The sequence below is a fragment of the Streptomyces sp. NPDC048248 genome, from assembly GCF_043201875.1.
In the GTDB taxonomy this organism is placed as follows: domain Bacteria; phylum Actinomycetota; class Actinomycetes; order Streptomycetales; family Streptomycetaceae; genus Streptomyces.
In genome coordinates this window covers 14,865-41,188 of sequence record NZ_JBICZL010000012.1, presented here as the reverse complement: position 1 = coordinate 41,188, position 26,324 = coordinate 14,865, and the positions used below count along the sequence as shown (strand labels likewise).

Sequence of the window (26,324 nt, the reverse complement as noted above, 5' to 3'; positions counted from 1 at the left end):
CCGGGCCGGTACATCCCGCGCCAGCAGTGGTGCAACCCCCGCGAATCGGGAACGCTCACAAGTAGCACGGACCGGTAGCCGACCGGCGCGCCGGTGCAAACTCCCGATCCGCGGCGAGGTGAGCTCCTGATGACCGCTCCGTCCATCCGCAACGTTTCCGAGCGCGAAGCACGCCAGGTCGCCGAGGCGGCCCGTGAACAGGACTGGCGTAAGCCCAGCTTCGCCAAGGAACTGTTCCTGGGGCGCTTCCGGCTCGACCTCATCCATCCGCACCCCACCCCGGCCGCGGACGACGTACGGCGCGGTGAGAAGTTCCTCGCCACCCTGCGCGAGTTCTGCGAGACGAAGATCGACAGCGCCCGCATCGAACGCGAGGGCCGGATCCCGGACGAGACCGTCAGAGAGCTCAAGGAGCTCGGCGCGCTCGGCATGAAGATCGATACCAAGTACGGCGGCCTCGGCCTCACCCAGGTCTACTACAACAGGGCCCTCTCCCTGGTCGGCTCGGCGAGCCCGGCCATCGGCGCGCTGCTCTCCGCACACCAGTCGATCGGCGTCCCCCAGCCGCTGAAGACCTTCGGCACGCAGGAGCAGAAGGACACCTTCCTGCCGCGCTGCGCCCGTACGGACATCTCGGCGTTCCTGCTGACCGAGCCGGACGTCGGCTCCGACCCCGCCCGCCTGGCGACCACCGCGGTGCCGGACGGCGACGACTACGTGCTGGACGGCGTGAAGCTGTGGACCACCAACGGTGTGGTCGCCGACCTGCTCGTGGTGATGGCACGGGTGCCCGCCTCCACCGGTCACAAGGGCGGGATCACCGCCTTCGTCGTCGAGGCGGACTCGCCGGGCATCACCGTCGAGAACCGCAACGCCTTCATGGGCCTGCGCGGCCTGGAGAACGGCGTGACCCGCTTCCACCAGGTGCGAGTCCCCGCCAAGCACCGCATCGGCCCCGAGGGCGCCGGCCTGAAGATCGCGCTGACCACGCTCAACACCGGCCGGCTCTCGCTGCCCGCGATGTGCGTCGGCGCCGGCAAGTGGTGTCTGAAGATCGCGCGTGAGTGGTCGGCGGCCCGTGAGCAGTGGGGCAAGCCGGTCGCCCGGCACGAGGCGGTCGGCGCAAAGATCTCCTTCATCGCCGCCACCACCTTCGCCCTGGAAGCGGTCGTCGACCTCTCCTCGCAGATGGCCGACGAGAACCGCAACGACATCCGCATCGAGGCGGCCCTGGCCAAGCTCTACGGCTCCGAGATGGGCTGGCTGATGGCCGACGAACTGGTCCAGATCCGCGGTGGCCGCGGCTTCGAGACCGCCGCCTCGCTCGCCGCCCGCGGCGAACGGGCCGTCCCCGCGGAGCAGATGCTCCGCGACATGCGGATCAACCGCATCTTCGAGGGCTCGACGGAGATCATGCACCTGCTGATCGCCCGGGAGGCGGTGGACGCCCACCTGTCGGTCGCCGGCGACCTCATCGACCCCGACAAGTCCCTCGCCGACAAGGGCAGGGCCGCCGCCAAGGCCGGCGGCTTCTACGCCCGCTGGCTGCCCAAGCTCGTCGCCGGACCGGGTCAACTCCCGCGCACCTACCAGGAGTTCGGCGAACTCGCGGTCCATCTGCGGTACGTCGAGCGGGCCGCCCGCAAGCTCGCCCGCGCCACCTTCTACGCGATGTCCCGCTGGCAGGGCCGGATGGAGACCAAACAGGGCTTCCTCGGCCGGATCGTCGACATCGGCGCCGAGCTCTTCGCGATGAGCGCGGCCTGCGTACGGGCGGAGCACCTGCGCCTCACGGGCGAGCGCGGCCGCGAGGCCCACCAGCTGGCCGACGTCTTCTGCCGGCAGTCCCGGATCCGCGTCGAGGAGCTCTTCGCCAGGCTCTGGCACAACACCGACGACCTCGACCGCAAGGTCGTCTCCGGGGTACTCGACGGCCGGTACACCTGGCTGGAGGACGGCGTCATCGACCCCAGCGGTGACGGCCCCTGGATCGCCGACGCCACACCCGGCCCGAGCACGAAGGACAACGTGCACCGGCCGATCCGCTGACCGCACGACACCGGTAGCGCGCCCCGAGCGGCACCGCGACGCCTCGTACGGACGGCCCACGGGTCGCCCGTACGAGGCGCCCGGAGCCGCTCGGGGCGCCCCCGGCGGTACCCCTTGATCACCAGCTCGCCGACTCGGTGCCCGCGGCGCCGCACCGACCGGCCACAATGGACCGCATGACGGACTCCCTCGCCCACCCGCACCTGCGTTTCGAGCCGGCTCCCACCGATCCGGGAGGCCCGCAGGGCCCCCGCTCGCTCGTCATTCTCGGGTCGACCGGTTCGATCGGCACCCAGGCGATCGACATCGTGCTGCGCAACCCCGACCGCTTCCGCGTCACCGCGCTCTCCGCGGCCGGCGGCCGGGTGGAGCTGCTCGCCGAGCAGGCGCACCGGCTGCGGGCCGGCACCGTCGCGGTCGCCCGTGAGGACGCGGTGCCCGCGCTGCGGGAGGCGCTCTCGGCGCGCTACGGGGCGGGCGAGCCGCTCCCGGAGGTGCTTGCGGGCCCCGACGCGGCCACCGAACTCGCCGCCTCGCCGTGCCACACCGTTCTCAACGGCATCACCGGTTCCATCGGTCTCGCCCCCACCCTGGCCGCGCTCACCGCAGGCCGGGCCCTCGCCCTGGCCAACAAGGAGTCGCTGATCGTCGGCGGCCCGCTGGTCAAGGCCGCCGCCCGGGCGGGCCAGATCATCCCCGTCGACTCCGAGCACTCCGCGCTGTTCCAGGCGCTGGCCGGCGGCGCTCGCGCCGAGGTCCGCAAGCTCGTCGTCACCGCGTCCGGCGGCCCGTTCCGCGGTCGCACCCGGCAGGAGCTGGCCGGCGTCACCCCCGAGCAGGCGCTCGCCCACCCCACCTGGTCGATGGGCCCGGTCGTCACGATCAACTCCGCGACCCTGGTCAACAAGGGTCTGGAGGTCATCGAGGCGCATCTGCTCTTCGACGTCCCCTTCGACCGCATCGAGGTCGTCGTCCATCCGCAGTCCTACATCCACTCGATGGTGGAGTTCACGGACGGCTCCACTCTCGCCCAGGCCAGCCCGCCCGACATGCGCATGCCGATCGCGCTGGGCCTGGGCTGGCCGCAGCGGGTCCCGGACGCCGCGCCCGGCGTGGACTGGACGAAGGCGCAGAACTGGGAGTTCTTCCCGCTCGACGAGGCCGCCTTCCCCTCCGTCCCGCTGGCCTGCCACGTCGGCGGTCTGGGCGGCACGGCACCCGCCGTTTTCAACGCGGCGAACGAGGAATGCGTGGACGCGTTCCTCCACGGCGGGCTGCCGTTCACAGGGATTGTGGATACGGTCGCCGAAGTGGTCGCCGAGCACGGCACGCCCGCGCGGGGAACTTCCCTGACCGTCGCGGACGTCCTGGAGGCGGAGACCTGGGCGCGCGCCCGCGCCCGCGAACTCGCCGCACGCGCGGCACGCACACCTTCGGAGGCTCGCGCATGACGACCTGGATGACCATCCTCGGCATAGTCGTCTTCGTCGTCGGTCTGCTGTTCTCCATCGCCTGGCACGAACTCGGCCACCTCTCCACGGCCAAGATGTTCGGCATCCGGGTGCCGCAGTACATGGTGGGTTTCGGCCCGACGCTCTTCTCCCGCAGGAGGGGCGACACCGAGTACGGCATCAAGGCCATCCCGCTCGGCGGCTACATCCGCATGATCGGCATGTTCCCGCCCGGCGATGACGGAAAGCTCCAGGCCCGCTCCACCTCACCGTGGCGCGGCATGATCGAGGACGCCCGCTCGGCGGCCTTCGAGGAGCTGCAGCCCGGTGACGACAAGCGGCTGTTCTACACGCGCAAGCCGTGGAAGCGCGTCATCGTGATGTTCGCCGGGCCGTTCATGAACCTGATCCTCGCGGTCGTGATCTTCATGAGCGTGCTGATGGGCTTCGGCATCAACACCCAGACCACCCAGGTCGGCTCCGTCTCGGACTGCGTCATCTCGGCCTCCGCCAAGACCGACAAGTGCCCCGCAGGCGCCAAGGACTCCCCGGCCAAGGCCGCCGGCCTGCGCGCCGGCGACAAGATCGTCTCGTTCAACGGCAGCTCCGTCCCGGACTGGGGCGCCCTCCAGGAGCAGATCCGCGACACCACCGGGCCCGCGACGCTCGTCGTGGAGCGCGGCGGCGCGCAGCGGACCCTGCACGCCGACCTGATCGAGAACAAGGTCGCCAAGACCGACGGACACGGCGGGTACGTCGCCGGCGAATTCGTCACCGCCGGCTTCCTCGGCTTCACCCCGGCCAGCGGCGTCGTCCAGCAGTCCTTCGGCCAGTCCGTGGACCGCATGGGCAACATGGTCCAGCAGGGCGTCGACTCGCTGGTCCACCTGCCCACCAAGGTCCCCGACCTGTGGGACGCCGCCTTCAACGGGGGTGAGCGCAAGCAGGACTCCCCGATGGGCGTGGTCGGCGCGGCCCGGGTCGGCGGCGAGGTCTTCTCCCTCGACATCCCGCCGGAGCAGCGGGTGGCGACCATGCTCTTCCTGGTCGCCGGCTTCAACCTCTCGCTTTTCCTGTTCAACATGCTGCCGCTGCTGCCGCTGGACGGCGGGCACATCGCCGGCGCCCTGTGGGAGTCCGTCCGGCGGGCCTTCGCCAAGGTCTTCCGGCGCCCCGACCCCGGTCCCTTCGACGTCGCCAAGCTGATGCCGGTCGCCTACGTCGTCGCCGGTGTCTTCGTCTGCTTCACCCTGCTGGTGCTCGTCGCCGACGTGGTCAATCCGGTGAAGCTGACCTGAGCCGGGGCCCTGCCCGGCACCTCCCGCCCGACGCGGGCGGGAGGTGCCGGGCGGAGGCCGCCCGGCCACTGCCGGGCGGTACGGTGGATCGGTGCTCCCATGACAGATGGGTGTGCGCGGCGGCCCTCTTTCGGGGGTTTCTCAGGGGTAGCGATGTGCCTCCCGTAACCCTGGTGCCGTAATCTCGATTACCGGAGCCCGCCGAATTCGGGACCTAGATCCACACCTTGGGGTTGCTCGCCAGATGACTGCCATTTCACTCGGAATGCCGGACGTACCGACCAAGCTCGCCGACCGCCGGGTCAGCCGCAAGATCCAGGTCGGTACGGTCGCCGTGGGCGGAGACGCACCGGTCTCGGTGCAGTCGATGACGACCACCCGGACGTCCGACATCGGCGCCACTCTGCAGCAGATCGCCGAGCTGACGGCCTCCGGCTGCCAGATCGTCCGCGTCGCCTGCCCGACGCAGGACGACGCCGACGCGCTGTCCGTCATCGCCCGGAAGTCCCAGATCCCGGTCATCGCGGACATCCACTTCCAGCCCAAGTACGTCTTCGCCGCCATCGACGCCGGCTGCGCCGCGGTCCGCGTCAACCCCGGCAACATCAAGCAGTTCGACGACAAGGTCAAGGAGATCGCCAAGGCGGCCTCCGACGCGGGCACCCCCATCCGCATCGGCGTCAACGCCGGATCGCTGGACGCCCGGCTGCTCGCCAAGTACGGCAAGGCCACCCCCGAGGCGCTCGTCGAGTCCGCCCTGTGGGAGGCGTCCCTCTTCGAGGAGCACGGCTTCCGCGACATCAAGATCTCGGTCAAGCACAACGACCCGGTCGTGATGGTCAACGCCTACCGCCAGCTCGCCGCCCAGAGCGACTACCCGCTGCACCTCGGCGTCACCGAGGCCGGCCCCGCCTTCCAGGGCACCATCAAGTCCGCGGTCGCCTTCGGCGCACTGCTCTCCGAGGGCATCGGCGACACCATCCGCGTCTCGCTGTCCGCGCCGCCCGCCGAAGAGGTCAAGGTCGGCCTGCAGATCCTGGAATCCCTCAACCTCAAGCCCCGCCGCCTGGAGATCGTCTCCTGCCCGTCCTGCGGCCGCGCCCAGGTCGACGTCTACAAGCTCGCCGACGAGGTCACGGCCGGCCTGGAGGGCATGGAGGTGCCGCTGCGCGTCGCCGTCATGGGCTGCGTCGTCAACGGCCCCGGTGAGGCCCGCGAGGCCGACCTCGGCGTCGCCTCCGGCAACGGCAAGGGCCAGATCTTCGTCAAGGGCGAGGTCATCAAGACCGTCCCCGAGTCGAAGATCGTCGAGACGCTCATCGAAGAGGCTTTGAAGATCGCCGAGCAGATGGAGAAGGACGGCGTCGCCTCAGGTGCCCCCGTCGTCACCGCCGCCGGCGAGCCCGCCGGCGCCGTCGGCTGACGCCTCGCGCCCGCGCCGCACCGCGTCCGAGCCCCGCCGCCCTCCGGGCCGCGGGGCTCACGCACAGCGCGCCCCCGCCGCGGGCCCGCCCACGAGCCGGGTGCGCTCGCGCACGGAGAGGTAAAGTGCCAAGACCTGCTCCTGCCTGTCCTCCCAGGCCCGTAACGGTGAGGCATTCCGACACGTGCTGACGACCACCACCATCAAGGTGCTTGAGCCCGGGGAGCTCGACGACGCCCTCGTGGTCCTGGACCGCGACCCGGTCGCCAACGCCTTCGTCGCCGCCCGCGTGCAGGTCGCGGGGCTCGACCCCTGGCGGCTCGGCGGAGAGATGTGGGGCTGGTACGTCGACGGCCGGCTGGAGTCCCTCTGCTACGCCGGCGCCAATCTCGTCCCCGTCTGCGCCACCCCGGAAGCCATCCGCGGCTTCGCCGAACGCGCCCGCCGCCAAGGCCGGCGCTGCTCCTCCATCGTCGGCCCGGCAGGCCCGACCGCGGAGCTGTGGTCCCTCCTGGAGCCCCACTGGGGCGCAGCCCGTGAGGTACGCCGTCACCAGCCCCTCATGGTCACCAGCGCACCCGCCGCCGAGGTCACACCCGACCCCCTCGTACGGCGCATCCGCAAGAACGAGATGGACGTGATCATGCCCGCGTGCGTGGCCATGTTCACCGAGGAGGTCGGCATCTCCCCGATGGCCGGCGACGGCGGCCTGCTCTACCAGGCCCGGGTCGCCGAACTCGTCGGCGCCGGCCGGTCGTTCGCCCGCATCGAGGACGGCAAGGTCGTCTTCAAGGCCGAGATCGGCGCCGCGACCCCCAAGGCATGCCAGATCCAAGGCGTCTGGGTCGACCCCGACCACCGCGGCAAAGGACTCTCCGAGACCGGCATGGCCGCCGTACTGCGCTACGCCCTCAGCGACGTCGCCCCCGTCGTCAGCCTCTACGTCAACGACTTCAACGCCGCCGCCCGCGCCTCCTACCGCCGGGTGGGCTTCGAGGAAGTCGGCGCGTTCATGAGCGTACTGTTCTGACCCGCCGCCTTGTACGCTCCCGACCATGGATGACGTCGCGGTCGGCCCCCTCGATCTCGCTGCCCGGGTGGACGACGCACTCGCCGTGCAGGCCCTGGCGTTCGGTCTGACCGACGACGAGATCACCGTCCGGCGGCACATCGTGCTGCGCCACCTCGGCTGCCGCGGCGCCCACGCCCTCGGCGCCACCACCGCCGCCGGCCGGCTCATCGCCTTCGTCTACGGCATGCCCAACGACCGCGGCCACTGGTGGTCCACCGTCGTCGAGCCCTACCTGCGCGGCGAAAGCCTCGACCACTGGCTCGACGACTCCTTCGTCATCACCGAGTTGCATGTGCACCCCGCCTACCAGAACCGCGGCATCGGCCGGACGCTCATCACCCGCATCACCGACGAGGCCCGCGAGCCCCGCAGCATCCTCTCCGCCATCGACACCGAGAGCCCCGCCCGCGCCCTCTACCGCTCCCTGGGATACCGCGATCTCGCCCGCCGCGTGCTCTTCCCCAGCGCCCCGACGCCCTACGCCGTGATGGGCGCGCCACTGCCGCTGCTGCGCCGCTGACCCTCTCCGGGGCGGAACGCATTTCCATGCGCCACATCGGTGCGGCTAACCTCCAGGGAGTCATCTTTCTTACGCAGGAGAAACTCCCATGGCCAACGCCGCACAGGTCCAGCGCATGTCCCGCTTGATGATCAAGACGCTGCGTGACGACCCGGCCGACGCCGAGACCGCCAGCCACAAGCTGCTCGTACGCGCCGGGTACGTCCGCCGCACCTCCGCCGGCATCTGGACCTGGCTGCCGCTGGGCAAGAAGGTGCTGGAGAACGTCTCGCGCGTGGTGCGCGAGGAGATGGACGCCATCGGCGGCCAGGAGGTCCTGCTGCCCGCACTCCTGCCGAAGGAGCCGTACGAGGCCAGTGGCCGCTGGGAGGAGTACGGCGACCTGCTCTTCCGCCTCAAGGACCGCAAGGGCGCCGACTACCTCCTCGGCCCCACCCACGAGGAGATCTTCACCCTCACGGTCAAGGACCAGTGCACGTCCTACAAGGACCTGCCGGTCATCCTCTACCAGATCCAGACGAAGTACCGCGACGAGGCGCGCCCCCGCTCGGGCGTGCTGCGCGGCCGCGAGTTCCAGATGAAGGACTCCTACAGCTTCGACACCACGGACGAGGGCCTGGCCGAGTCCTACGCCCTGCACCGTGCGGCGTACCGGAGGATCTTCGAGCGCCTCGGCCTGGACTACCGCGTGGTCTCCGCCGTCTCCGGCGCGATGGGCGGCTCCGCCTCCGAGGAGTTCCTCGCCCCCGCCGCGGCCGGTGAGGACACCTTCGTGGACTGCCCGGCCTGCGACTACGCCGCCAACACCGAGGCCGTCACCACCAAGGTCGAGCCGGTCGACGGCAGCGCCCACGGGCCCCTCGAGGAGCTGGACACCCCCGACACCCCCACCATCGAGACGCTCGCCGCGCACCTCGGTGTACCGGCCGGCGCCACCCTGAAGAACCTCCTGGTCAAGGTCGACGGGGAGATCGTCGGCGTCGGCGTGCCAGGCGACCGGGAGGTGGACCTCGGCAAGCTCGGCGAGCACCTCGCGCCGGCCACCGTCGAACTGGTCACCGCGGAGGACTTCACCGACCGCCCCGACCTGGTGCGCGGCTACGTCGGCCCGCAGGGTCTGGCGGGCAAGTCCTTCCGCTTCCTCGCCGACCCGCGCATCGCCCAGGGCACCGCCTGGATCACCGGCGCCAACAAGCCCGGCATGCACGCCAAGAACGTCGTCGTCGGCCGTGACTTCGAGGTCGACGAGTACCTCGACGTGGTCGTCGTCGAGCCGGGCGACCCCTGCCCGAAGTGCGGCGCCGGCCTGCGCATCGACCGCGCCATCGAGATCGGCCACATCTTCCAGCTCGGCCGCAAGTACGCGGACGCCTTCGAGCTGGACGTGCTCGGCCAGAACGGCAAGCCCAGCCGCGTCACCATGGGCTCCTACGGCATCGGCGTCTCCCGTGCGGTGGCCGCCCTCGCCGAGCAGACCCACGACGAGTCCGGCCTGTGCTGGCCCCGCGAGATCGCGCCGGCCGATGTGCACGTCGTCGCCGCGGGCAAGGCCAAGCAGACCGAGCTCGCCCTGGAGGTCGGCGAGCAGCTCGGCGCCGCGGGGCTGCGGGTCCTGGTCGACGACCGGGCCGGCGTCTCGCCCGGTGTGAAGTTCACCGACGCGGAACTGCTCGGCGTCCCGACCATCGTGGTCGCCGGCCGCCGCGCCGCCGAGGGCGTCGTCGAGGTCAAGGACCGCCGCACCGGCGAGCGCGAGGAGCTGACCGTCGAGGAAGCGGTCGCCCGCCTCGGCGCGTAGCAGTCAGCGGACGGGCCGACCGGGTGGATCGCCACCCGGCCGGCCCGTTCTTCGCTCCGTCACGTCGCCGGCTACAGCCAGGCCGCGAACTCCAGGAGCAATTCGCCCCGTTGCCGGTCGCCCGAGGCCGACTCCCGCACGCCGGCGCCGACCGCGCGGTACAGCGTCCAGTCCCGCAGCCGGTCCCTCTCGACCTCCAGGGAGTCGGCCAGCTTGGCCACCCTGCGGCGGGCCGCGGCGGCCGCGCCTGAGCCGGCCGCCAGATCCTCGAAGCGGTCCAACACCAGTGCGGCCAGGTCGTACGCCCGCTCGCCGACGACCGGCGCCGGCCCGACCGCCAGCCACGGCACCCGCTCGCCCGCCAGGACCTTGCCCTGCCGGAACGCGCCGTGCAGCAGATACGCCTCGTCGGAGCCGGCCGGCAGCGCGCGGCGCAGCTCCAGCGCCTCCTCCACCAAAGGCGCGGCGGCCGGGACGGCCTCAGCCGCCGCCCGCAGTGCCTCCGCCGCCTCCTCCGTACGCCCGGCCAGAGTCTCGAAGGGATGCTTCTCGCCCGGCGGCACCCACAGCCGCTGCGCCGTACCCGCCGCCTCCAGCAGCGCCTTGGCCTCCGGCAGCGAACGCAGGGACACCGAGCCCTGCAGCCGCTCCAGCAGCAGCGCGCCGCTCTCCTCGTCCGACCGCAGTAGCCGCACCGCACCCCAGCCGTCCCACGCCGTCAGCGCCGCGGCCTCGTGCGCGGACACCCGCCCTGGCACCGGGAACTTCAACGCCGCGGGCGTCCCGTCCTGCTGCCGTACGAGCGCCAGCAGACTGCTCCGGCCCCCGGGGGCGTGCACCCGCTCCAGCGTCAGCTCCCATGCCGCCAGCCGCTCCTGAACCATCGTCGGCAGCGCCGCGAGCCAGCCCCGGGCAACGTCGTCCTGCTCGCCGCTGAGCGAGCTCACCAACCGTTGCGGCGGTTCGATGGGTGCCGTTGCCATGCTTGAGCTGTCCCTTTCCTGGTGCGGTGACCGCGGGCGGCCGTTCAGAGCGCGTTGTTGGAGGAAGCGCTCGCGGAGCCGGTCGGGAGGCCGGCCTGGGCCCGTTCGCCGAGCCCAGGGAAGGCTACGCCGCTGCCGCGCCAGCGCACCGACCGCACTGCCGCCTCGCGCAGTGCGGCGGCCGCCTCCGCCCGGCGTGCCGTGTCACCGGCCCGCACCAGGTCCGCGTAGACGGCGGCCAGCCGGTCCTCCAGCTCAGCGGCGAGCCGGGCCGCGGCGGCCGCGTCCGGCACCGGGAACGGCAGTTCGTACGCCGCGGCCGAGGCCTTCGGCTTGCCGCCCAGATCCCGGACGGCGCGGTGCAGGGCATCGCGGCGGGCACGGTGCCCGTCGTACGCCGCCTGCGCCTCCTTGCGCCGCTCGCCGCCGATACGGCCGCCGACGACGCCGTAGCCGTACACCGCCGCGTGTTCGGCGGCCAGGGCGGCCTGCACGGCCGTCAGCTCGTCGTTGCCGCTGTCGTCGTCCTCGGTGCGCGCTGTCCCGACCCTCATGTGCCTGCCCTTTGTCCGGTCCTGTGGTTACGGCGATCCCCGCGTGGTGCGTGGGTGCCCCTTTGACGTGATCGCCGGCCGGGCGGCGATTCGCCGCCCTCGCCGCGCGCCTGCGGGGCTGTCACGCCCCGGACTCCGTCAGCAGGTAGGCGTGGGCCGCGCCCGACGCCGCTACCGAGGCGAGCAGCCGTGCCAGCTCCGGTGGCGCGCCCTTGAGGGCCTTGGCGCGGGTGTCGGACAATTCGCGTTCCGCGTCGGCCAGGGCGGTGCGGGCAGCCTTCCCGTCCTTGGGAACGTCGGCGCCCGAGGAAGGGGAGGCGCTCGGCGAAGCGCCGGAGGAGAGGGCGCCGGCGTTGCGGGCCGGAGCGTCGGACGGGGTCGCGGTCGGGGACGGGGTGGCGGCGTCGTCCCTGAACGCCCTTGCGTGGCGGGCGACTTCGTCGCGCAGCGGCCGCAGCCGTGTCTCCAGGTCCGGATGTGCCGCCAGCGTCGCGTCGTAGCGCGCCAGCAACTGCCTGCTGTCCCGGGCGGAGCGCTCGCGGAGCCGCTCGGCGGCGGAGGAGTGCTCGGCCAGCGAGGGGTCCGGATCCTCGGAGCAGCCCACGAGCAGGGCCGCGCCCCCGAGGGCGGCACCGGCCAGCAGGGTCCTTCTGCGCGTGAGCTTCACGTTCGGCACGTTCCACTTCCCGGGTCTTCCGTAGTGATCACCGCAGGCGAGGGTATCCGTGACCGGCCACCGAATCGTCAGTACCCCGCCGGAACAGATAGGCTTTGACCCGACACGCGACCTACCCACAACAGCACACGCGGCCGAGGAGTCACCCGGATGAGCACCACCCAGAGCGAGAGGCTGCGCGGATTGCTTGAACCGCTCGTCGCCGCGCGAGACCTGGATCTGGAAGAGATCGAGGTGACCCCCGCAGGCAAGCGGCGGGTGCTGAGGATCGTGGTCGATTCCGACGAGGGCGTCCAGCTGGACGAGTGTGCCGAGCTGAGCCGCGAGGCCTCCCAGGTCCTGGACGACACCGATGTGATGGGCGGCGCCCCCTACACCCTCGAGGTGACCTCACCCGGCGCCGACCGGCCACTGACCGAGCTGCGGCACTACCGCCGCGCCGTCGGCCGCCTCGTCAAGGCCCAACTCCATGAGGGCGGCGAGCTGGTGGCGCGCATCATCGCGGTCGATGACGAGGGCCTGGACCTCGAGGTTCCGGGCGTCAAGGGCCGTAAGCCGACCGCCCGACGGGTCGCCTTCGCGGAGATCGCCAAGGCGCGGGTCGAGCTGGAATTCAGCCGTAAGTCCGAAAAGACGGACAAGCACGACGCGCAGCAGGACGAGAAGATCGACGAGAACAAGGAGGAGGCGTAGCCGTGGATATCGACATGAGTGCCCTGCGGGGTCTGGTGCGGGAGAAGGAGATCTCGTTCGACCTGCTGGTCGAGGCGATCGAGTCGGCCCTCCTCATCGCCTACCACCGCACCGACGGCAGCCGTCGGCAGGCGCGGGTGGAGCTGGACCGCAACACCGGGCACGTCACGGTGTGGGCGAAGGAGGACCCGGCGGACGTGGAGGAGGGCGCCGAGCCCCGCGCCTTCGACGACACCCCTTCCGGTTTCGGACGGATCGCGGCGACCACCGCCAAGCAGGTCATCCTGCAGAGGCTGCGGGACGCCGAGGAGGAGATCACCTTCGGCGAGTTCGCCGGGCGTGAGGGCGATGTCATCACCGGCGTCGTCCAGCAGGGCAAGGACCCCAAGAACGTCCTGGTGGACATCGGCCCGATGGAGGCCATGCTGCCGGTGCAGGAGCAGGTACCCGGCGAGGACTACGCGCACGGCACCCGCATCCGCAGTTACGTCGTCCGGGTGGCCAAGGGCGTCCGCGGACCGTCGGTGACGCTCTCGCGCACCCACCCCAATCTGGTGAAGAAGCTCTTCGCCATGGAGGTACCGGAGATCGCGGACGGCTCGGTGGAGATCTCCGCCATCGCCCGCGAGGCCGGCCACCGCACCAAGATCGCCGTACGGTCCACCCGTTCCGGCCTCAACGCCAAGGGCGCCTGCATCGGCCCGATGGGCGGCCGGGTGCGCGCCGTCATGGCCGAGCTGCACGGCGAGAAGATCGACATCGTGGACTGGTCGGACGACCCGGCCGACCTGGTGGCGAACGCGCTGTCGCCGGCCCGGGTCAGCAAGGTCGAGGTCGTGGACCTGGCGGCACGGTCCGCCCGGGTCACCGTCCCCGACTACCAGCTCTCCCTGGCCATCGGCAAGGAAGGGCAGAATGCCCGGCTCGCCGCCCGTCTCACGGGCTGGCGGATCGACATCCGCCCCGACACCGAGCAGCAGGCACCGCAGGACTGATCAAGCGGCGCCGCCGCGTCCCGCCCGAAAGGAGGGGTCGCGGCGTGCTGCCGGGAATTCTCAGCAGCCGTTCCGGCCTTACCCCATCGGGGTGAGGCCGCCGCGGGGAGGTAGACTTAAGCAGTGTCTGGCCGGACGCATGCCCGCGCATGCCCTGAGCGAACCTGTCTGGGATGCCGGGAGCGAGCGGCCAAGGGCGATTTGCTGCGCATCGTGGCGATGGAGGGTGAGTGTGCCCCCGATCCTCGCGGTACGCTGCCCGGCCGGGGTGCTTATGTGCACCCGACACTGGTCTGCCTCGACCTGGCGGTTCGCCGCCGGGCTTTTCCCCGGGCTTTTCGGGGCCGGGGACCGTTCGACACGACGGCCTTGCGCCACCACGTCGAGCGAGCCGAGCAGCCGCCCCTGCACTAACGCACGGCAAGAAACGCACAGCGCACGGAAAACCGTGCGGTCAGGTACCTCGCGAGTCGGAAGTAGGTCGAGATTGCGATGAGCACTCGATGAGTACGCGATGAGTACGCCCATGAAGTAGCGACGGTCCGGTGGACAACCCGGACCTAGAAGGAGCGAAGTGGCTAAGGTCCGGGTATACGAACTCGCCAAGGAGTTCGGCGTCGAGAGCAAGGTCGTCATGGCCAAGCTCCAAGAACTTGGGGAATTCGTCCGTTCGGCGTCCTCGACGATCGAGGCGCCGGTAGTGCGCAAGCTGACCGACGCTTTCCAGGCAGGCAGCGGCAACGGCCGCGCCGCCGGCAAGCCCGCGGCGCCGCGCAAGTCGGCCCCCGCAAAGCCGTCCCCGTCGGCGCCCTCGCCGGCGCAGGCGGCACGTCCCGCTGCCCCGAAGCCGGGCGCGCCCAAGCCGGGCCCCGCGGCTCCGGCCCCGGCCGCCCCCGAGGCGCCGCAGGCGCCCGAGGCTCCGGCAGCCCCCAAGAGCAGCACCCCCTCCGCCGGGCCCACCCCGGGTCCGCGCCCCGCGCCGGCTCCGAAGGCCCCGGCGCCCAAGCCTGCTCCCGCTGCCCCCGCGCAGCCCGAGTTCCAGGCTCCGCCGGCAGCTCCCGCCGCCGGTCAGTCCGCACCCCGTCCCGGTGCCACCCCCGGCCCGCGTCCGGCCCGTCCGGCGCCGGCACAGGGTCAGGGTGGTCAGCGCGGTAACGCTCCGCGTCCCGGTGGCGACCGCCAGGGCGGCCGTCCCGGCGGTGCGCGTCCGTCCGGCCCCCGTCCGGGCAACAACCCGTTCACGTCCGGTGGCTCCACCGGCATGGCCCGTCCGCAGGCCCCCCGTCCCGGTGGCGCTCCGCGTCCCGGCGGCCAGGGTGGTCCCGGCGGCCCGCGTCCGCAGGGCGGCGGCCAGGGTGCCCCGCGTCCCCAGGGTGGTCAGGGCGGCGCCCGTCCCACTCCGGGCGGCATGCCCCGTCCGCAGGGTGCGGCTCCCGGTGGCGCGCCGCGTCCCGGTGGCGGCGGCGGTAACCGTCCCAACCCGGGCATGATGCCGCAGCGTCCCGCTGCCGGCCCGCGTCCGGGCCCCGGTGGCGGCGGCGGTCGCGGTCCCGGCGGTGCCGGTCGTCCCGGCGGTGGCGGCGGTCGTCCCGGTGGCGGCGGCGGCTTCGCCGGTCGTCCCGGTGGCGGTGGCGGCGGTGGCCGTCCCGGTGGCGGCGGCGGTTTCGCCGGTCGTCCCGGTGGTCCCGGCGGTGGCGGCGGCTTCGGCGGTCGTCCCGGCTTCGCCGGTCGTCCCGGCGGTCCCGGTGGCCGTGGTGGCACGCAGGGTGCGTTCGGCCGTCCCGGCGGTCCGGCGCGTCGTGGCCGTAAGTCGAAGCGGCAGAGGCGTCAGGAGTACGAGGCCATGCAGGCCCCGTCGGTGGGCGGCATCATGCTGCCCCGTGGCAACGGTGCGACGGTTCGCCTGTCGCGCGGTGCCTCGCTGACGGACTTCGCCGAGAAGATCAACGCCAACCCGGCGTCGCTCGTCCAGGTCATGCTGAACCTGGGTGAGATGGTCACCGCGACCCAGTCGGTCTCCGACGAGACGCTGCAGCTGCTCGCCGACGAGATGAACTACGTCGTCGAGATCGTCAGCCCGGAGGAGGAGGACCGCGAGCTTCTCGAGTCCTTCGACATCGACTTCGGTGAGAACGAGGGCGGCGAGGAGATGCTCGTCGCGCGTCCGCCGGTGGTGACCGTCATGGGTCACGTCGACCACGGTAAGACGCGACTGCTCGACGCGATCCGCAAGACGAACGTCATCGCGGGCGAGGCCGGCGGCATCACCCAGCACATCGGTGCCTACCAGGTCGCGACCGAGGTCAACGACGAAGAGCGTCGGATCACCTTCATCGACACCCCGGGTCACGAGGCGTTCACCGCCATGCGTGCCCGTGGTGCCAAGTCGACCGACATCGCGATCCTCGTGGTGGCGGCCAACGACGGTGTCATGCCGCAGACGATCGAGGCCCTGAACCACGCCAAGGCGGCCGACGTGCCGATCGTGGTCGCGGTCAACAAGATCGACGTCGAGGGCGCCGACCCGACCAAGGTGCGCGGTCAGCTCACCGAGTTCGGTCTGGTGGCCGAGGAGTACGGCGGCGACACCATGTTCGTCGACATCTCCGCTCGTGAGGGCCTGAACATCGAGCAGCTGCTCGAAGCCGTGGTCCTGACCGCGGACGCCTCGCTCGACCTGCGCGCCAACGCGGAGCAGGACGCGCAGGGCATCGCGATCGAGGCGCACCTCGACCGTGGCCGCGGCGCCGTGGCGACCGTCCTGGTCCAGCGCGGCACGCTGCGCGTCGGCGAGACGATGGTCGTCGGCGATGCGTACGGCCGTGTCCGGGCGATGCTCGACGACAAGGGCAACAACGTCGAGGAAGCGGGTCCTTCGACCCCCGTCCTGGTCCTGGGTCTGACCAACGTCCCGGGTGCCGGCGACAACTTCCTGGTCGTCGACGAGGACCGTACGGCCCGTCAGATCGCCGAGAAGCGCGCGGCGCGCGAGCGCAACGCCGCCTTCGCCAAGCGCACCCGCCGGGTGTCCCTCGAGGACCTCGACAAGGTGCTCAAGGCCGGCGAGGTGCAGCAGCTCAACCTCATCATCAAGGGCGACGCGTCCGGTTCGGTGGAGGCTCTCGAGTCCTCGCTGCTCCAGCTCGACGTCGGTGAAGAGGTCGACATCCGCGTGCTGCACCGCGGCGTCGGTGCGGTCACGGAGTCCGACATCAACCTGGCGTCCGGCTCCGACGCGATCGTCATCGGCTTCAACGTGCGCGCCGAAGGCCGTGCCACGCAGATGGCCGACCGCGAGGGCGTCGACGTCCGGTACTACTCGGTCATCTACCAGGCGATCGAGGAGATCGAGGCGGCCCTCAAGGGCATGCTCAAGCCGGAGTACGAGGAGGTCGAGCTCGGTACCGCGGAGATCCGCGAGATCTTCCGCTCGTCCAAGCTCGGCAACATCGCGGGTGTGCTCATCCGCTCCGGCGAGGTCAAGCGCAACACCAAGGCCCGTCTGGTCCGCGATGGCAAGGTCATCGCGGAGGACCTCAACATCCAGGGTCTGCGCCGCTTCAAGGACGACGTCACCGAGATCCGCGAAGGCTTCGAGGGCGGTATCAACCTCGGAAACTTCAACGACATCAAGATCGACGACGTCATCGCGACGTACGAGATGCGCGAGAAGCCGCGCGGCTGATCACGCGAACAGCAGCCTGCGTGCGTCGCAGACCACCAGGGGTGGTGGTCGGGCGACGGGCGGGACGGGGCCGGTCGGCGGAGGTTATTCCGTCGATCGGCCCCGGCCGTTCCGTGTACGGTTCGAAAAGACCCGAACGCCTAAGGCCCCGCGGGTGGCTTGACCCGTCTTGCATGTACGTAGGGACACTGTCCTTTGACCTGCTTCTCGGCGACGTACGGTCGCTGAAGGAGAAGCGTTCCGTCGTCCGCCCGATCGTCGCCGAACTGCATCGCAAATTCGCGGTGAGCGTCGCCGAGGTCGGGGACCAGGATCTGCACCGCAGGGCCACGATCGGCCTGGCGGTCGTCTCCGGGGACACGGGACATCTCATCGATGTCATGGACCGCTGCGAGCGCATGGTCGCCGCACGGCCCGAAGTGGAGCTGCTGTCGGTACGGCGGCGGCTGCACGGCGACGACGACTGACCAGGAAACCGGGCGGTACGTCGCCGGTGGAAGCACAATTGTGGAAGACAAGAAGGAGACGGACCAGTGGCCGACAATGCGCGGGCGAAGAAGCTGGCGGACCTCATCCGGGAGGTGGTCGCCCAGAAGCTGCAGCGCGGAATCAAGGACCCGCGACTCGGTACGCACGTGACCATCACGGACACCCGGGTCACCGGCGACCTGCGGGAGGCCACGGTCTTCTACACGGTCTACGGCGACGACGAGGAGCGGGCCAGCGCGGCCGCCGGGCTGGAGAGCGCCAAGGGCATCCTGCGCTCCGCGGTCGGCGCCGCGGCGGGCACGAAGTTCACGCCGACCCTGGCCTTCGTGCCGGACGCCCTGCCGGAGAACGCCAAGACGATCGACGATCTGCTCGACAAGGCGCGCGCCTCGGACGCCAAGGTGCGCGAGGTGTCCTCGGGCGCCGCGTACGCCGGTGAGGCCGACCCGTACCGCAAGCCGGGCGAGGACGACGAGAACGACGAGGGCGCAGCAACAGAATGAAGCCTGAGAGCACCAAGCCGACCGGGAGCGGCGAGCGTGCGGAGCGCTCCGGCAAGGGCGGTGGCGGGCGGCAGGCGGGCCTGGTCATCGTCGACAAGCCGGCCGGCTTCACTTCGCACGACGTCGTGGCGAAGATGCGGGGAATGGCCCGCACCCGCCGCGTCGGGCACGCCGGCACCCTCGATCCGATGGCGACGGGCGTGCTCGTGCTCGGTATCGAGCGGGCCACCAAGCTGCTCGGCCATCTCGCGCTGACGGAGAAGGAGTACGTCGGCACGATCCGGCTGGGGCAGACGACGATCACCGACGACGCGGAGGGTGAGATCACCGCGTCGAAGGCGGCCCACGGCATCGGCCGTGCGGACATCGACGCCGGTGTCGCCGAGCTGTCCGGTGCGATCATGCAGGTCCCGTCGAAGGTCAGCGCCATCAAGATCGACGGCAAGCGGTCGTACTCGCGGGTACGCGACGGCGAGGAGGTGGAGATCCCGGCCCGGCCGGTCACCATCTCCTCCTTCGTGGTCCACTCCGCGCACGAGGCCGAGGCGGAGGACGGCACCCCGGTGACCGACCTGCTGGTCTCCGTCGAGTGCTCGTCCGGCACGTACATCCGGGCACTGGCCCGTGACCTCGGCGCCGGGCTCGGCGTCGGCGGTCATCTGACGGCTCTGCGGCGCACCCGCGTCGGCCCGTACAAGCTGGACCGGGCGCGCACCCTGGAACAGCTGCAGACGGCGATCGACGACCCCGAGGGCGCCGGGCTGCCGGTCATGCCGATCGGAGAGGCGGCGGCTGCCGCGTTCACCCGCTGGGACGTGGCCGAGCAGCAGGTCAAGCCGCTGCTCAACGGCGCACGGATCCCGATGCCGCTGTTCGACGGGGAGGGGCCGGTCGCGGCTTTCGCGCCGGACGGCACCTTCCTCGCCCTGGTGGAGAACCAGGGTGGCAAGGCCAAGAGCATGGCGGTGTTCGCCTGAGGACCTGCCTGCGGCGGATGGCGGCCGGCCGGTGGCCGACAGTCGGTGCCGAGGGCAGAGGTCCTGAAGCGGATCGTTGACGAAGAGGGCCGGGGCCGGGCGAGAGATCGCTCGGGCCCGGCCCTCTTCCGTGGGGGCGCGTGCCCGGCGGAAGGTGGTGGAACGCGAGTCGCCCGGACGGCCGCGATGCCGGTTCGCGTTCCACCATCTCCCTCCCCCTGTGTGTATCCATCCCGTCCTGGCCGTTCACTCATTCGGGCAGGCGCCCGGAGTGAATCACGGCGTGGAAGGGGGCGCGTTTGCCGGTGGCCCTGTCCAGAAGATCATCGCCTGCTTACCGTCGGGAGCACGGGAACGGCGGGGAGGATCGGCGATGACGTGGCTGGATGCCGACGCGGAAAAAGCATTGGTGCGTATCCGTGATCTGGCAGGTAGGGCGCGTGGGACGGGGTTCCTCGCGGATCACCGCGGCACGGTCGTTACCAGCCATGAAGCGGTGGACGGGTTGACGCGGATGGTGCTGCAGCCCCTGGCGCACAGCGCATCGGGGGGCGCGTCCGGGGGCACGTTCGGAGGGTCGGTCGCGGAGGCGGTCGTCGGCGGTGCGGAGCCGGCCCGGCTGGTGTCGGCCGACGCCGTCACACCGCTCCCGGAGTCCGACCTGGCTCTCGTGCGGAGCGACGGTTTCGGCTTTCCCCGGTTGTCGCCGCTGCCGGTCGCGGCGGCCCGCCCCGCTGCGGGTACCCGGGTGCGGCTCTGGGCCGGCAGCTGGCTGGAGGGCACGATCGTCGGTGCCGGCCCGGGGGTCACGTACACGGCGACTGAGCTCTTCCATCTCCTCGACGAGACGCTGGAACTGGCGCTCTGCGCGCGGGGGCGGGAGGCGCTGCGGTTGGGCGGGGTGGCGGCCGGCGGCCCGGTGCTGGACGCGCGGACGGGGGCGGTGCTGGGCCTGCTCGGGACCGCGCTGCACTCCGGGAGCCGTGCGGACGGATTCGCGATCCCCTTGCGCGCGGCGGCGGAGACGACGCCGCGGAATGCGCTGACGGCGCTGTTGAAGCGCAACGCGGAGACCGTCCCGGCCTACGGCAGCGAGCTGAATCTCGCGGGTGCCCTGCATCTGTCCGGGGTTTCCTCGGGCTCCGCCGGGCAGCCCCGCGGGTGGCGCGATCCGGTCGAACGGCCGGAAGTCCTGAGGGAGTTCGCCTTCTTCGGGGTGGTGCCGGGGGAGCGGCCCGGGGCGAGTGAGGAAGGGGAAGCGGAGGCACGGGCCAAGGGGGAGGCCACGGTGCCCGTGGGGCGGGGCGGGCGCGGGCCGTTGGTGCTGGGGCTGGTCGGCGAACCGGGGACGGGGCGGACCACCGAGCTGACCGCTCTCGCGGAGCGACGCGCGCGGAGCGGATCGCCGGGCCCGACGCTCCGGCTCCGCGGCGCCGATCTGCGGGCCGGTGACGAGGGACTTCGCGCGGCGGTGGACCGGGCCCTGTGTTCCGCGGGCCGGACCGTGGCGACGTCCGGGGGGACCGTGGGTGACGCGGCGGGCACCACCACGGAGGCCGTGACACGGCAGGCTTCCGCAGCCGGGCGGCCGCTGCTGGTGCTGCTCGACGGACCCGAGGAGATGCCGACATCCCTCGCACGCGACCTGCGCGAGTGGACCGGTGCGACCACCGACTGGCTGCGCTCGGCGGACGTGCGGCTGGTCCTCGCCTGCCGCCCCGAATATTGGGAGCGGGCCGGTGCACTCTTCCCGCCCGCCCTCCTCCACCGTCCGAGCCGGCCGCACGCCGCCTCGTCCGCAACACCGCCCAGGGCGCTGCCTCCCTGTGTACGGCTCGGCGACCTCGCCGGACCGCAGGCCGAGCGCGCCCGCGCCCGCTACGGACTGCCGAGCGGTGCGCAGGCGGCGCCGGACGCCGGGCACCCGCTGGCGCTGCGCCTGCTCGCGGAGGTCCGGATCGCGCTGCCGAAGGGGGACGTCCGCAGGACGGAAGGTGCGGAGGATACGGAAGGTGCCGGGAGGCAAGCGGGTCCCATGAGACGCGGAGGAGCGGACGGTGGGACTGCACCCGATCGGCACGAGATCTTCGACGCCTACCTCGATCTGCTGTGTCTGCGCATCGCCGTACGGCTCGCGGCCGCACAACAGCCCCCGCTCCGGGGCGCATCCGTCCGCCGCCTCGCCGCCCGGGTCGCGGGGCGGGTGCACGAGGCTGCGCGCCGCTGCCTCGGCCCCGGGCAAGGTGAGCTGGACGAGGCGTCCTTCGGCGCGCTTTTCCCGGCGGGGACGGGCTGGGGCGGCGCGGTGCGTGCGGAAGGGCTGCTGGCCCCGGCGGGCAGCGGCTACCGCTTCACACACGAGGAGCTCGGGGAGTGGCTTCAGGGCGCCCACCTCGACATCGATGCCGCCCTGTCGGTCCTGGTGCACCGAGTGGGGCGGGAGCGGGGGGAGGACGCGGGCCGGGTGGAGGGCGGGGGAGCGTCACACGAAGGGCCGTTCGCGCGGCTCTCGTCGCACGGTGCCGGGGCGGCCGGGGTCTGGGGGGCCGCCGTTCCTGTACCGGGCCATCGCATCGGGCCCGTGGTCCAGGCGCTGCTGCTCCTCGCCCGCCGTGAGGGGACGGGGCAACTGACGCGGCGGCTGGCGGAGTTGGTGCCGGTGGTGACCGCGCCCGCCGCCGGTCCGTGGGACGGAAGGGAAGTGGGCGCAGGGTGGGGCGGACGGTATGCGGACGCGCAATGGTGGGCGACGCGCCTTCTGAGCGGGGTGTTGCTGCGGGTGCCCGATGCGACACCGTACGCCGGTGTCCTGCGGCTGCTGGCCGACCGCATCACGGAACGGGCCGTCTCGGCGGGAGGCTTCGCCCACACCGGACTGGAGGCGTTCGGGCCTTGGTTCTGGCGGCGTCTGCCGCTGTCCGAGGCGGACCGGATGGATCTCCTGCGCAGGCTGCTGCCTGCCGATGGCCCGCCGGCGATCGCGGTGGGGTCGCGGACTGCCAGGACGGTCGGGCGTAGGGAAGAGGCGGGGTCGATCGGGCCGGGGGAGGGGACGCCGGAGCGGCAGGCCGCGGGCGGGTCACGGTCGGCCTCCACCGGGCGGGGCGACGGGCGCACAGCGAAGTCGCCGGTCGGTGGGGCGGTGGAGTGTCCTGAGGGGGAGGGGCATACCGCGGAGGGGGTCGGGGCCGAGAGGTGCTCCGTGGCGGAGCTGTACACCGAGGCATGGGCAGAGGAGGGGCGGCGCACCGGGGCGAGGGAGGCGAACGGGCCCCGCGCAGGAACGGTGGTCGCGGACGGGTCCCGTGCCGGAGTGATGGACGAGGCAGCGGCGCGGCGTGCCGGGGTGGTGGACGCGGACGGGCGACGTGCCGGGGGAGGGCGCCCGGGCAACGGGAGTGCGAGAGGGCAACAGGGGAGGTCTTCGGCGGGGCTGGGGGAGGCCGAGGGAGCACCCGGGCGAACGCACCGGGTCCGTCCGCCCCGTACGTCCCCCGAAGCCCTACCGGCGGGCCCCACGCCCACCCCGAGCGGCGCGACCGGAAGGGGTGAGGGGACGGCCGACGCCTGGGCTTCCTCCGGCATCGGTGGAGGGGCCGACGAGCCCTCGGAACCGGTACGCGGGCGCCCGGCCAGGCCGTTCGCACGACCGCCGCGCGTCCGTGTGCACACGGCAGATTCCGTGCCACGCCCGGCCGAGCCGCCCTGGGAGCGACCGCGCGAGTGGCCGCGCGAGTCCCCGTCCGACCACTCGGCCAGGCCGGGCAGTGGGGCGGGTGCCGAGACGACACCGCAGACCGCCGCACGGGAGACGGACGAACGGCAGTCGGCCGATGTGAGGCCGCGCGGGTCGGAGGGGGCGCGTGGGCTGGAGGGGACGCGTGACGCCTCACCAACCTCGGTTTCACGAAAGGGAGTTGAGGCGCCTCGGCCTCGTCTCACGCCTCCGCCGCCCGCCCCCGAGACCCGCCTCCCGGAAGCGGTTCCGGCTGCCGGCCCCGCCCCGACAACCGGACCGACCGCGGGAACCGGACCGACACCGGCTACAGCACCGACACCGGAAACCGGACCGACGGCAGTGACCGAAGCGGCCGGAGCGGCCGGAGTAGCGGGAGCAGCGGGACCAGCCACTGCCGAGGGATCGGCCGGGTCGCCCACCCCGGCCGGGTCGCCCGTCTCGCCTGCCCCGGTAGAGGCGCCCGCACCAGCCCCGGCGGCCCGAACCGCCCCGGCTCCGGAAGCGACTGATCGTCCGGACCCGGTTCGGTTTCTCGATCTCGTCGCCGAACTGCTGCGCGCGAACCCCGAGCGGACGCAGCCGCTGCTCTGCGCCTGGTTCGACGACCGGCGTCCCCTGCAAACACCGGGCCGGGGAGGCGCGACCCGCGCGCCCTCCGCCTCGCAGTCCGGAAGTGCTTCCCGAGGAGTCGAAGGGCGCGTGCCGCAGCAGCCGGCGGCCGTGCCCGCCCGCGTACGCCCCACGCCCCGGCGGATCACCGTCGCGGCCGCCGCCCAAGCCCTGCTGCACACCCACCGCCGGCAGGCCCTGGACGCACTGGCCGACACATTGGCCGACGCCGCGCATCCCGGGGCGCAGGAGCTGCTGGAAGCCCTGGCCGAGGACGAGCCCTCCGCGGTCTGCCGGGCCGTGGACCGCTGGGCGTACGACGAGCGGTCCGAGCGCCGAGCCACCGCGGCCGCCCTGGCGCTGCGCGTCGCCCCGTACGCCGTCACCGATACCGACAAGGCCCTGCTGCGCTACGCGGCCCTCGCCTCCCTCGCCAGGCCCGCCGACGCCTCCCGGCACGGCACCGCGCTCACCCTGCTGGTGCGCGACCCGTCCACCCGCTCGCAATTCATCGACCGTGCCCTGGCCTGTTTCGTGGCCGGTGCCGCACGCCCCGGTGCGCCACAGGTACCGGCCGAGGCGTTCACGGGCGCTCTCCGTACCCATCCGGAGCCGGTGCTGGACGCCTTCCTGTCCCGACTGCTCGACGACGGCGGACACGCCAGTAGGGGCGATAGCGGTGACGGCTTGGGCGACCGCGACCGCGACCGCGATTGCGACTGCCGTGGTGCCGGCGCGGACCGCGGCTCCTGCTCGGCCAAGGCCGTCCTGCACGTCCTCGCCGACGCCTGCAGCCCGACGGCCACCGCCCCGGCCCCCGGAGGACCGGCCGGCACGGCGCCCGTACTCTCGCCGCCCACCGTCTCCGCCCCGCCGTCCGCCGACCTCGCCCGTCGTGCCGCCGATCTGATCCGGGCGTACGCCCGGCGCCGCCCCGAGCACGCCGCGCGGCACCTCGCCCGGTTCGTCGACCGGCGGCTCGAAGACGGGCCGGACGCGCGCGCCGCCCTGCGGCCCCTCATCGTGGAGCTGCTGACCGGGCAGGTCGTCACGGTCCGGTGCGCGCTCGCCCCCGTCCTGGCACGGCCGGGCGCTTCCCCCTCGGCCCGGCTGCGCCGCGAACTCCTCGACGTGCTGCTGGCGAGCGAGGCATACGACGCACCGCCTCCGGGCCACGGGGGCCCGTATGCACCGCGAGGAGGCGGCCCTACCGGCGTGGCCGGACACGACACGCGGGTTCTGGAAGCCCTGTTGCGGGCCGCCGCGGAGGGCGCGCAGCGGCGGCCGGCGGACCATACCCGAGAGTTGGTGCACCGCACAGGCATGCTGCTGGTACGCACGCCCGAGGGCGCGGCCTGCTTCGACAGGCGGCTGGTGGAGCTGGGCCGGCAGGTGCCCGGTTTCGCTCGGCGGGTGCAGGAGTGGGTTGCCTCGGCGCCGGAAGACTGGGCCGCCGTGGTGGGCCCCAGCGCGCGCGTCACGCTCGCCGGCTGCCGGAGCTGACCGTCGCAGGCAAGCCCACCTGGCGGGGCGTATGCGGGCCACGCAGGCGGTGGTCACGCGCACCCGCAGTCCTGTCGCCGGAACCGGTTCCCGTCCTCCCGCGCGGCACTCCGCCTTCCCGCGTGCCCGGCCGGTCCCAGATGTCCGATGCGACGGAAGCGAGGCCACCCTTCGCGCGAAGCTCCGCCTCCGGCATGGCAGTCTTAGACCTGCGCCATGCACATTGGCGCAGTGGACGGACAAGAGTTCGGGCGAGGAGCGGGCACAGTGCAGCGCTGGCGTGGCTTGGAGGACATCCCCGAGGGCTGGGGACGCAGCGTCGTCACCATCGGCTCATACGACGGTGTGCACCGCGGTCACCAATTGATCATCGGCCAGGCGGTGGCACGCGCCCGCGAGCTGGGCATCCCCACGGTGGTCGTCACCTTCGACCCGCACCCGAGCGAGGTCGTGCGCCCCGGTACCCACCCGCCGCTGCTCGCCCCGCACCACCGGCGGGCCGAGCTGATGGCCGAGCTCGGCGTGGACGCGGTGCTGATCCTGCCGTTCACCAAGGAATTCTCGAAGCTCGCCCCGGCCGACTTCGTGGTGAAGGTCCTGGTCGACAAGCTGCATGCGCAGGTCGTCGTGGAAGGCCCCAACTTCCGCTTCGGTCACAAGGCCACCGGCAATGTCGAGACGCTCGCCGAACTCGGCACCACTTACGACTACACCGTCGAGGTCATCGACCTCTTCGAGCGCGGCGAGGCGGGCGGCGGCGAGCCGTTCTCCTCCACGCTCACCCGACGCCTGGTCGCCGACGGCGACGTGACGGGCGCGATGGAGGTCCTTGGGCGGCCGCACCGGGTCGAGGGCATCGTCGTACGGGGTGCGCAGCGCGGCCGCGAACTGGGCTTCCCGACGGCCAACGTCGAGACCCTGCCGCACACCGCCATCCCCGCGGACGGCGTCTACGCGGGCCTGCTGCACGTCGAGGGCGAGGCGATGCCGGCGGCCGTCTCGGTGGGCACCAACCCGCAGTTCGACGGCAAGATCCGCACGGTCGAGGCGTACGCCATCGACCGGGTCGGCCTGGACCTGTACGGCCTGCATGTCGGCGTGGACTTCCTCGCCTACATCCGGGGCCAGGAGAAGTTCGACACGCTCGACGCCCTGCTGGAGCGGATGGCGATCGACGTGAAGCAGGCGCGAGGGCTGATCGCCGCGTCGACCTGAGGCGCCCCCCGACGAGGCGGGTACGGCAACTCCGAGTTGCCAACTCCCGTTGCTCGAAGAGGAGTTCACCCGTACGAAGGACCGTCGCAAAA

At 72.3% G+C, this 26,324-nt stretch carries 19 protein-coding genes; 16 read left to right on the top strand and 3 right to left on the bottom strand.

Annotated elements, in window-relative coordinates:
- The first annotated feature begins 129 nt into the window (after positions 1 to 129).
- From ACGFZW_RS25825 to ACGFZW_RS25795, 7 genes are all read left to right on the top strand, one after another.
- Complete coding sequence (locus ACGFZW_RS25825; protein ID WP_393895603.1) at positions 130 to 2,049, top strand: acyl-CoA dehydrogenase family protein; 1,920 nt, start codon at positions 130 to 132, stop codon at positions 2,047 to 2,049.
- 176 nt (positions 2,050 to 2,225) lie between these two features.
- Positions 2,226 to 3,500 (top strand): 1-deoxy-D-xylulose-5-phosphate reductoisomerase, encoded by a 1,275-nt coding sequence (gene dxr / locus ACGFZW_RS25820; protein ID WP_393895602.1) that lies wholly within the window; start codon positions 2,226 to 2,228, stop codon positions 3,498 to 3,500.
- Positions 3,497 to 4,798: a M50 family metallopeptidase gene (locus ACGFZW_RS25815; protein WP_393895601.1), complete on the top strand. Its 1,302-nt coding sequence runs from the start codon at positions 3,497 to 3,499 to the stop codon at positions 4,796 to 4,798. Before dxr ends, ACGFZW_RS25815 begins: the two co-directional genes overlap by 4 nt.
- A 244-nt stretch (positions 4,799 to 5,042) precedes the next feature.
- Positions 5,043 to 6,221, top strand: coding sequence for a flavodoxin-dependent (E)-4-hydroxy-3-methylbut-2-enyl-diphosphate synthase (gene ispG / locus ACGFZW_RS25810; RefSeq protein ID WP_393895600.1), 1,179 nt, complete (start codon positions 5,043 to 5,045; stop codon positions 6,219 to 6,221).
- Positions 6,222 to 6,405: 184 nt separating this feature from the next.
- A complete protein-coding gene (locus ACGFZW_RS25805; protein ID WP_393895599.1) occupies positions 6,406 to 7,251 on the top strand; it encodes a GNAT family N-acetyltransferase in 846 nt (281 codons plus the stop codon).
- Between the two features lie 25 nt (positions 7,252 to 7,276).
- On the top strand, positions 7,277 to 7,813 hold the full coding sequence (locus ACGFZW_RS25800; RefSeq protein WP_393895598.1) for a GNAT family N-acetyltransferase: 537 nt from the start codon (positions 7,277 to 7,279) through the stop codon (positions 7,811 to 7,813).
- Positions 7,814 to 7,901: 88 nt separating this feature from the next.
- The gene (locus ACGFZW_RS25795; protein WP_393895597.1) at positions 7,902 to 9,611 is read left to right on the top strand and encodes a proline--tRNA ligase; all 1,710 of its coding nucleotides are present in this window, start codon (positions 7,902 to 7,904) and stop codon (positions 9,609 to 9,611) included.
- Between the two features lie 71 nt (positions 9,612 to 9,682).
- Here the strand turns inward: ACGFZW_RS25795 and ACGFZW_RS25790 are convergent, their stop codons facing one another.
- From ACGFZW_RS25790 to ACGFZW_RS25780, 3 genes are all read right to left on the bottom strand, one after another.
- Positions 9,683 to 10,594, bottom strand: a complete 912-nt coding sequence (locus tag ACGFZW_RS25790; protein WP_393895596.1) for an aminoglycoside phosphotransferase family protein — start codon at positions 10,592 to 10,594, stop codon at positions 9,683 to 9,685.
- Between the two features lie 44 nt (positions 10,595 to 10,638).
- Complete coding sequence (locus ACGFZW_RS25785; protein WP_393895595.1) at positions 10,639 to 11,148, bottom strand: ferritin-like domain-containing protein; 510 nt, start codon at positions 11,146 to 11,148, stop codon at positions 10,639 to 10,641.
- 121 nt (positions 11,149 to 11,269) lie between these two features.
- Positions 11,270 to 11,815 (bottom strand): hypothetical protein, encoded by a 546-nt coding sequence (locus ACGFZW_RS25780; RefSeq protein WP_393895594.1) that lies wholly within the window; start codon positions 11,813 to 11,815, stop codon positions 11,270 to 11,272.
- Positions 11,816 to 11,974: 159 nt separating this feature from the next.
- On the opposite strand from ACGFZW_RS25780, the gene rimP reads away from it, so the two are divergent.
- From rimP to ACGFZW_RS25735, 9 genes are all read left to right on the top strand, one after another.
- On the top strand, positions 11,975 to 12,517 hold the full coding sequence (gene rimP, locus ACGFZW_RS25775) for a ribosome maturation factor RimP (protein WP_393895593.1): 543 nt from the start codon (positions 11,975 to 11,977) through the stop codon (positions 12,515 to 12,517).
- A 2-nt stretch (positions 12,518 to 12,519) separates the two neighbouring features.
- Positions 12,520 to 13,512, top strand: a complete 993-nt coding sequence (gene nusA / locus ACGFZW_RS25770; protein ID WP_393895592.1) for a transcription termination factor NusA — start codon at positions 12,520 to 12,522, stop codon at positions 13,510 to 13,512.
- 123 nt (positions 13,513 to 13,635) lie between these two features.
- Entirely contained in the window at positions 13,636 to 13,926 is a 291-nt protein-coding gene (locus ACGFZW_RS25765; protein ID WP_393895591.1) for a YlxR family protein, read from the top strand.
- A 160-nt stretch (positions 13,927 to 14,086) separates the two neighbouring features.
- Positions 14,087 to 17,197, top strand: a complete 3,111-nt coding sequence (gene infB / locus ACGFZW_RS25760) for a translation initiation factor IF-2 (RefSeq protein WP_393895590.1) — start codon at positions 14,087 to 14,089, stop codon at positions 17,195 to 17,197.
- Between the two features lie 173 nt (positions 17,198 to 17,370).
- Entirely contained in the window at positions 17,371 to 17,664 is a 294-nt protein-coding gene (locus ACGFZW_RS25755; RefSeq protein WP_393895589.1) for a DUF503 domain-containing protein, read from the top strand.
- 66 nt (positions 17,665 to 17,730) lie between these two features.
- Positions 17,731 to 18,189 carry a 30S ribosome-binding factor RbfA gene (gene rbfA, locus ACGFZW_RS25750; RefSeq protein ID WP_393895588.1) on the top strand — a complete coding sequence of 153 codons (459 nt, stop codon included), beginning with the start codon at positions 17,731 to 17,733 and terminating at the stop codon, positions 18,187 to 18,189.
- Positions 18,186 to 19,166: a tRNA pseudouridine(55) synthase TruB gene (truB, locus tag ACGFZW_RS25745; RefSeq protein WP_393895587.1), complete on the top strand. Its 981-nt coding sequence runs from the start codon at positions 18,186 to 18,188 to the stop codon at positions 19,164 to 19,166. Before rbfA ends, truB begins: the two co-directional genes overlap by 4 nt.
- A 373-nt stretch (positions 19,167 to 19,539) precedes the next feature.
- The gene (locus tag ACGFZW_RS25740) at positions 19,540 to 25,017 is read left to right on the top strand and encodes a hypothetical protein (protein WP_393895586.1); all 5,478 of its coding nucleotides are present in this window, start codon (positions 19,540 to 19,542) and stop codon (positions 25,015 to 25,017) included.
- A gap of 267 nt (positions 25,018 to 25,284) precedes the next feature.
- On the top strand, positions 25,285 to 26,232 hold the full coding sequence (locus tag ACGFZW_RS25735; protein WP_393895585.1) for a bifunctional riboflavin kinase/FAD synthetase: 948 nt from the start codon (positions 25,285 to 25,287) through the stop codon (positions 26,230 to 26,232).
- Positions 26,233 to 26,324: the final 92 nt, after the last annotated feature.

Bases quoted from the DNA above. Each gene is read 5' to 3' on its own strand.
- rimP (WP_393895593.1), top strand. From the start codon at position 11,975: ATGAGCACCACCCAGAGCGAGAGGCTGCGCGGATTGCTTGAACCGCTC.
- ACGFZW_RS25825 (WP_393895603.1), top strand. From the start codon at position 130: ATGACCGCTCCGTCCATCCGCAACGTTTCCGAGCGCGAAGCACGCCAG.
- ACGFZW_RS25795 (WP_393895597.1), top strand. From the start codon at position 7,902: ATGGCCAACGCCGCACAGGTCCAGCGCATGTCCCGCTTGATGATCAAG.
- ACGFZW_RS25815 (WP_393895601.1), top strand. From the start codon at position 3,497: ATGACGACCTGGATGACCATCCTCGGCATAGTCGTCTTCGTCGTCGGT.
- ACGFZW_RS25790 (WP_393895596.1), bottom strand. From the start codon at position 10,594: ATGGCAACGGCACCCATCGAACCGCCGCAACGGTTGGTGAGCTCGCTC.
- dxr (WP_393895602.1), top strand. From the start codon at position 2,226: ATGACGGACTCCCTCGCCCACCCGCACCTGCGTTTCGAGCCGGCTCCC.
- ACGFZW_RS25755 (WP_393895589.1), top strand. From the start codon at position 17,371: ATGTACGTAGGGACACTGTCCTTTGACCTGCTTCTCGGCGACGTACGG.
- ACGFZW_RS25800 (WP_393895598.1), top strand. From the start codon at position 7,277: ATGGATGACGTCGCGGTCGGCCCCCTCGATCTCGCTGCCCGGGTGGAC.
- truB (WP_393895587.1), top strand. From the start codon at position 18,186: ATGAAGCCTGAGAGCACCAAGCCGACCGGGAGCGGCGAGCGTGCGGAG.
- ispG (WP_393895600.1), top strand. From the start codon at position 5,043: ATGACTGCCATTTCACTCGGAATGCCGGACGTACCGACCAAGCTCGCC.
- ACGFZW_RS25740 (WP_393895586.1), top strand. From the start codon at position 19,540: ATGACGTGGCTGGATGCCGACGCGGAAAAAGCATTGGTGCGTATCCGT.
- ACGFZW_RS25785 (WP_393895595.1), bottom strand. From the start codon at position 11,148: ATGAGGGTCGGGACAGCGCGCACCGAGGACGACGACAGCGGCAACGAC.